The following is a 4006-nucleotide window of genomic DNA, read 5'->3' on the forward strand; positions in this document are numbered from 1 at the left end:
AGTGCTTTGATTTGTTTCATATCCATCGGAAAATGCTCCTAAAAGTAGGTTAATAGATGTGTTATACTACCATAAATAAAATTAACAACGGATATGAAGATGGGTCTTAAAAGCGACGGATGGATACGGGAAAAGGCGTTAAATGAGGGGATGATATCCCCATTTTGCGAGGATCAAGTAGGGGTTGGAGTCGTTAGTTACGGTCTTAGTTCGTACGGTTATGATATTCGTGTTACTAATGAATTTAAGATTTTTACCAATCTCAATTCCACTGTTGTCGATCCAAAACACTTTGATGATATGAATGTCGTTGATTTTACGGGTGACGTTTGTATTGTTCCCCCGAACTCCTTTGCGCTGGCACGAACGGTGGAGTATTTTAAAATTCCTCGCGATGTGCTGGCGATCTGTTTAGGTAAATCGACGTACGCACGCTGCGGCATCATTGTCAATGTCACCCCGTTTGAGCCTGAGTTCGAGGGGCACATTACTATTGAGATCTCCAATACAACCCCCCTTCCGGCTAAAATTTATGCCAACGAAGGGATTGCACAGGTACTCTTTTTACAAGGGGATGAGATGTGCGAAACGAGTTATAAAGATAAAAGCGGCAAGTATCAAGGGCAAGAGGGGATCACCCTTCCACGGATTTTAAATTAACTAGTGGTACAATTGCGATAAATTTCCACGCAAGGACACTAGAATGTTGCACGAATACCGCGATGTTATCACCCACATGAAACAAAATGATGCGGCAAACGCCCACTTTTTGAAAATTTTTGATCGTCACAACGATCTTGACAACCAAATTACCAAAGCTGAAAACGGCGAAATTCCATTGAGCGATCTTGAGCTTGAAAAACTCAAAAAAGAAAAATTATTGCTTAAAGACGAAGCGTATGCTATGGTTATCGAATACAAAAAAGAGCACAGTCTCTAATTCTATCTAGTTTGCCTCTTCGAGGCAGATTTTTCTCCCCTTACTTCTTTCATTGATTTACTTTTTAGCTTTAACTCGATACGATTTATTTTTCTTGACTTTATTCAATGAGGTACACATGACAACTTCATACACCGCCTTAGCTGATTTTGGACGGGCACTACTGAAACGCCCGACACTCTCCGAAGGTCTTCCGATGATCTCCGAATATGCCAAACAAGTCAGCGGAGCGGAACGCTGTTCGATTTTTATCTATAATCCAAAAATACAGATGCTCTGGACCACTTTAGCGGACGGGATTGAGAAAATCATGGTTCATCAAGATGATGGGATAGTAGGAAGCACCCTCAAAGAAGGGAAACCCATCCTAGTCAACAATCCCTATGAGGACGAGCGTTTTTTACACACTATTGATAAAAAAACCGGCTTTGTGACTGAAAATATTGCTTCCATCCCTATTTTTGATTCCAATCGACGCATCATAGGTGTTTTTCAACTGCTGAACAAACCAAATGGTTTTTCACCGGAAGATGCAAAATTTATGATCTTTTTTGCCCACTATATTAGCGGTTATATCGAACTGGCAATGCTCTATGACGATCAAGCCACATTACTTTCAAAGGGGATAGAATGAGTTTGGAAATTTACAAACGGATTGCCGATTTCGGTAAAAAACTGACCTCTCTTGATCGTATCGAAGAGGCACTTCCTACCATTTCCGAAGAGGCTAAAGCGATCGTAAATGCCGAACGGTGTTCTATTTTTATGGTTGATCGAGAGGGGGAGATGTTATGGACAAAACTAAGTGATGGAATAGGACGTATCGCCATCGGAATCGATTCGGGAATCGTAGGAGATACTGTGCATACCAAAACGGCTCAAATGGTTAATAACCCTTACGAAGATAGCCGATTTTTAGCTAAAATCGATGAAAAAAGCGGTTTTGTAACCCGAAACATCCTTGCTATCCCTATTTTCAACTCTCGGCAAGAGGTGATCGGGGTCATTCAATTGCTCAATAAATATCACGGTGATTTTGATGAAAAAGACGAAGGGATTATGAGTTTTTTTGCCAACTATGTCAGCGGAACGTTGGAGCTGGCACTGTTGATGGAGAAAAAGTAGACTTACAGCAACTCTCTATTTATCCAGTGGCTAAGGAGATAGAGTCCCCACACATGCTGTTTAAATTTCCCTCGACGTGCTAAATCTAAATACTCTTCGATTACTTCGGGATAAAACATTCCCGTTTTCTTATTCACTTCCCGAATCAATTCCAGACGTCCTGATGCAATCAGCCACTCCATATAGGGATTGGCAAACCCTTTTTTCTTCCGATCGATAATCTCATCACTGAGATAGTTTCGGGCGATCTGTTTGAGAAGTGTTTTACTCTCCCCTCCACCGACGCGCAGACGCGGGTCAACAGAGAGTGCCGTTTCAGCAAGCCGATGATCCAAAAACGGCGTACGCGCTTCGAGGGTATGCGCCATCGAAACACGATCGAGCTTAGTGAGAAAATGCTCTCCGACGAAAAGCTTGAGATCAATCATGCTGTACCATAGGCTCGGGTCAGTGTGTCCGCTATGCTCAAATTTGTCTCGATATGTCTGTAAAAATCGGAGCGATTCGTTATCCCGAACATTACGGCGAAAAAGTTTGTTTTGCTGCAAATCGGTAAACTTCTCCCCTGACGTTCGAAAGAGCAGTGTCTCGTCAAACACCCGTTTGTACCACTCCCATTCGCGATTCATCGAGAAATGGCTGTGGAAATATTTTTTGAGCCAGTTTTTATGATGTAAAGAAGTCGCTTTTTCAATGTCAAGGTATTCAAAATACTGCCGATACCCTAAGAAAAGCTCATCTGAACCCTCGCCGCTTAGGACGACTTTGTACCCTTGCGAGGCGATTTTTTTCATCAGCAGATACAGGGGTAATGCAGCGGGATCGTTGAGCGGTTCATCCATGTGAATCAGCAAATCATCCAAGTGCTCATCAAAATTGTTTTGCGAAATAATGACTTCCGTATGATCTAATCCTAAATACTTTGCGGTTATTGCCGCATTTGCCCGCTCATCATAGGCACCGTATTGATCGTATCCTAGTGTAAAAACGGGAAGTTTTTTCCCCTGAGCTAAGGCTATCGCACAAATCATCGCACTGTCCAATCCGCCAGATAAAAGTGCGGCCATCGGTGCTTCGGTATCGAGCCGCATCGCAATAGAGCGATGTAGCTCTTTTTCGATCTTCTGCAAAGCTTCATTATTGTCCATTATCGTTGAAGAACGTGTATTGAGAGAATGATAGTAACGGTGTTTGGTGATAGTGCCGTGCTCACAACAGAGCCACTCACCGCTTTCTAACTTTTCAATCCCCTCATAAAACGTATGGGGCGGTGTGGGTGCCAAAAAAGAGAGGTACGAGTGAAGCGCTTCATTATTCATCCGTACCGAGGATAAAAACGGTTTGATCGCTTTAATCTCTGAGGCAAAGACAAACGCCTCTTTACCCTGATGATAAAAGAGGGGCTTTTTCCCGAATCGATCCCGTACGAGATAGCATTTATCCCCATCTATCAGGGCAAAGGCGAACATCCCATCCAGATGTTCAACACACCCTATCCCCCAAGCTTCATACGCCGCCAATATCACTTCGGTATCGCTGCTTGTTTCCCAATGATGATGTCCAAGCTGCTCGCGCAGTGCCGTGTGATTGTAAATCTCACCGTTAAAGCTGACCACTATGTTGCCACGTTTCATCGGCTGATGGGATCGGTGATGAGCATCAGTAATCGAGAGACGTTGATGGGCTAAAAAAAGCCTCTCCTCCTCAATAATGCCGCAATGATCTCGACCACGGTGAGCTAAACGCTTTAGTGCTTCGCGTGCTTTTGAAGGGGAGTACTCACCGATTATTCCAAACAGACCGCACACGAGAAACCTTTTTTTCGCAATTATACGCTATTACGACCTAACTCAAGAGATGAAAATATTTGACTCAGTTTAAATATCTTATAATCTCTTTATTAGTATTAACCTAAAAATATAGCAAGGAAAAATCCATTTA

At 42.9% G+C, this 4006-nt stretch carries 5 protein-coding genes; 4 read left to right on the forward strand and 1 reads right to left on the reverse strand.

The annotated features are described in order from the left end of the window. Positions 1-99: 99 nt before the first annotated feature. The 4 genes from dcd (at position 100) to A2517_RS07920 (ending at position 2065) form a co-directional block, all read left to right on the forward strand. Complete coding sequence (dcd, locus tag A2517_RS07905) at positions 100-660, forward strand: dCTP deaminase (RefSeq protein ID WP_015654670.1); 561 nt, start codon at positions 100-102, stop codon at positions 658-660. A 43-nt stretch (positions 661-703) separates the two neighbouring features. Further along, on the forward strand, positions 704-940 hold the full coding sequence (locus tag A2517_RS07910; protein ID WP_294895825.1) for a DUF465 domain-containing protein: 237 nt from the start codon (positions 704-706) through the stop codon (positions 938-940). Positions 941-1058: 118 nt separating this feature from the next. Further along, entirely contained in the window at positions 1059-1574 is a 516-nt protein-coding gene (locus tag A2517_RS07915) for a GAF domain-containing protein (protein WP_294895827.1), read from the forward strand. Then, entirely contained in the window at positions 1571-2065 is a 495-nt protein-coding gene (locus A2517_RS07920; protein ID WP_294895829.1) for a GAF domain-containing protein, read from the forward strand. The genes A2517_RS07915 and A2517_RS07920 overlap by 4 nt, the downstream gene beginning before the upstream one ends. 2 nt (positions 2066-2067) lie before the next feature. On the opposite strand, the gene asnB is transcribed toward A2517_RS07920, so the two are convergent. Continuing rightward, on the reverse strand, positions 2068-3873 hold the full coding sequence (gene asnB / locus A2517_RS07925) for an asparagine synthase (glutamine-hydrolyzing) (protein WP_294895831.1): 1806 nt from the start codon (positions 3871-3873) through the stop codon (positions 2068-2070). Positions 3874-4006: the final 133 nt, after the last annotated feature.

It is taken from the genome of Sulfuricurvum sp. RIFOXYD12_FULL_44_77 (assembly GCF_001830725.1).
Classification (GTDB): Bacteria; Campylobacterota; Campylobacteria; order Campylobacterales; family Sulfurimonadaceae; genus Sulfuricurvum; species Sulfuricurvum kujiense_A.

Excerpts from the sequence above, each read along its gene's own strand:
- A2517_RS07910 (WP_294895825.1), top strand. The coding sequence starts at position 704 with ATGTTGCACGAATACCGCGATGTTATCACCCACATGAAACAAAATGAT.
- A2517_RS07915 (WP_294895827.1), top strand. The coding sequence starts at position 1,059 with ATGACAACTTCATACACCGCCTTAGCTGATTTTGGACGGGCACTACTG.
- A2517_RS07920 (WP_294895829.1), top strand. The coding sequence starts at position 1,571 with ATGAGTTTGGAAATTTACAAACGGATTGCCGATTTCGGTAAAAAACTG.
- dcd (WP_015654670.1), top strand. The coding sequence starts at position 100 with ATGGGTCTTAAAAGCGACGGATGGATACGGGAAAAGGCGTTAAATGAG.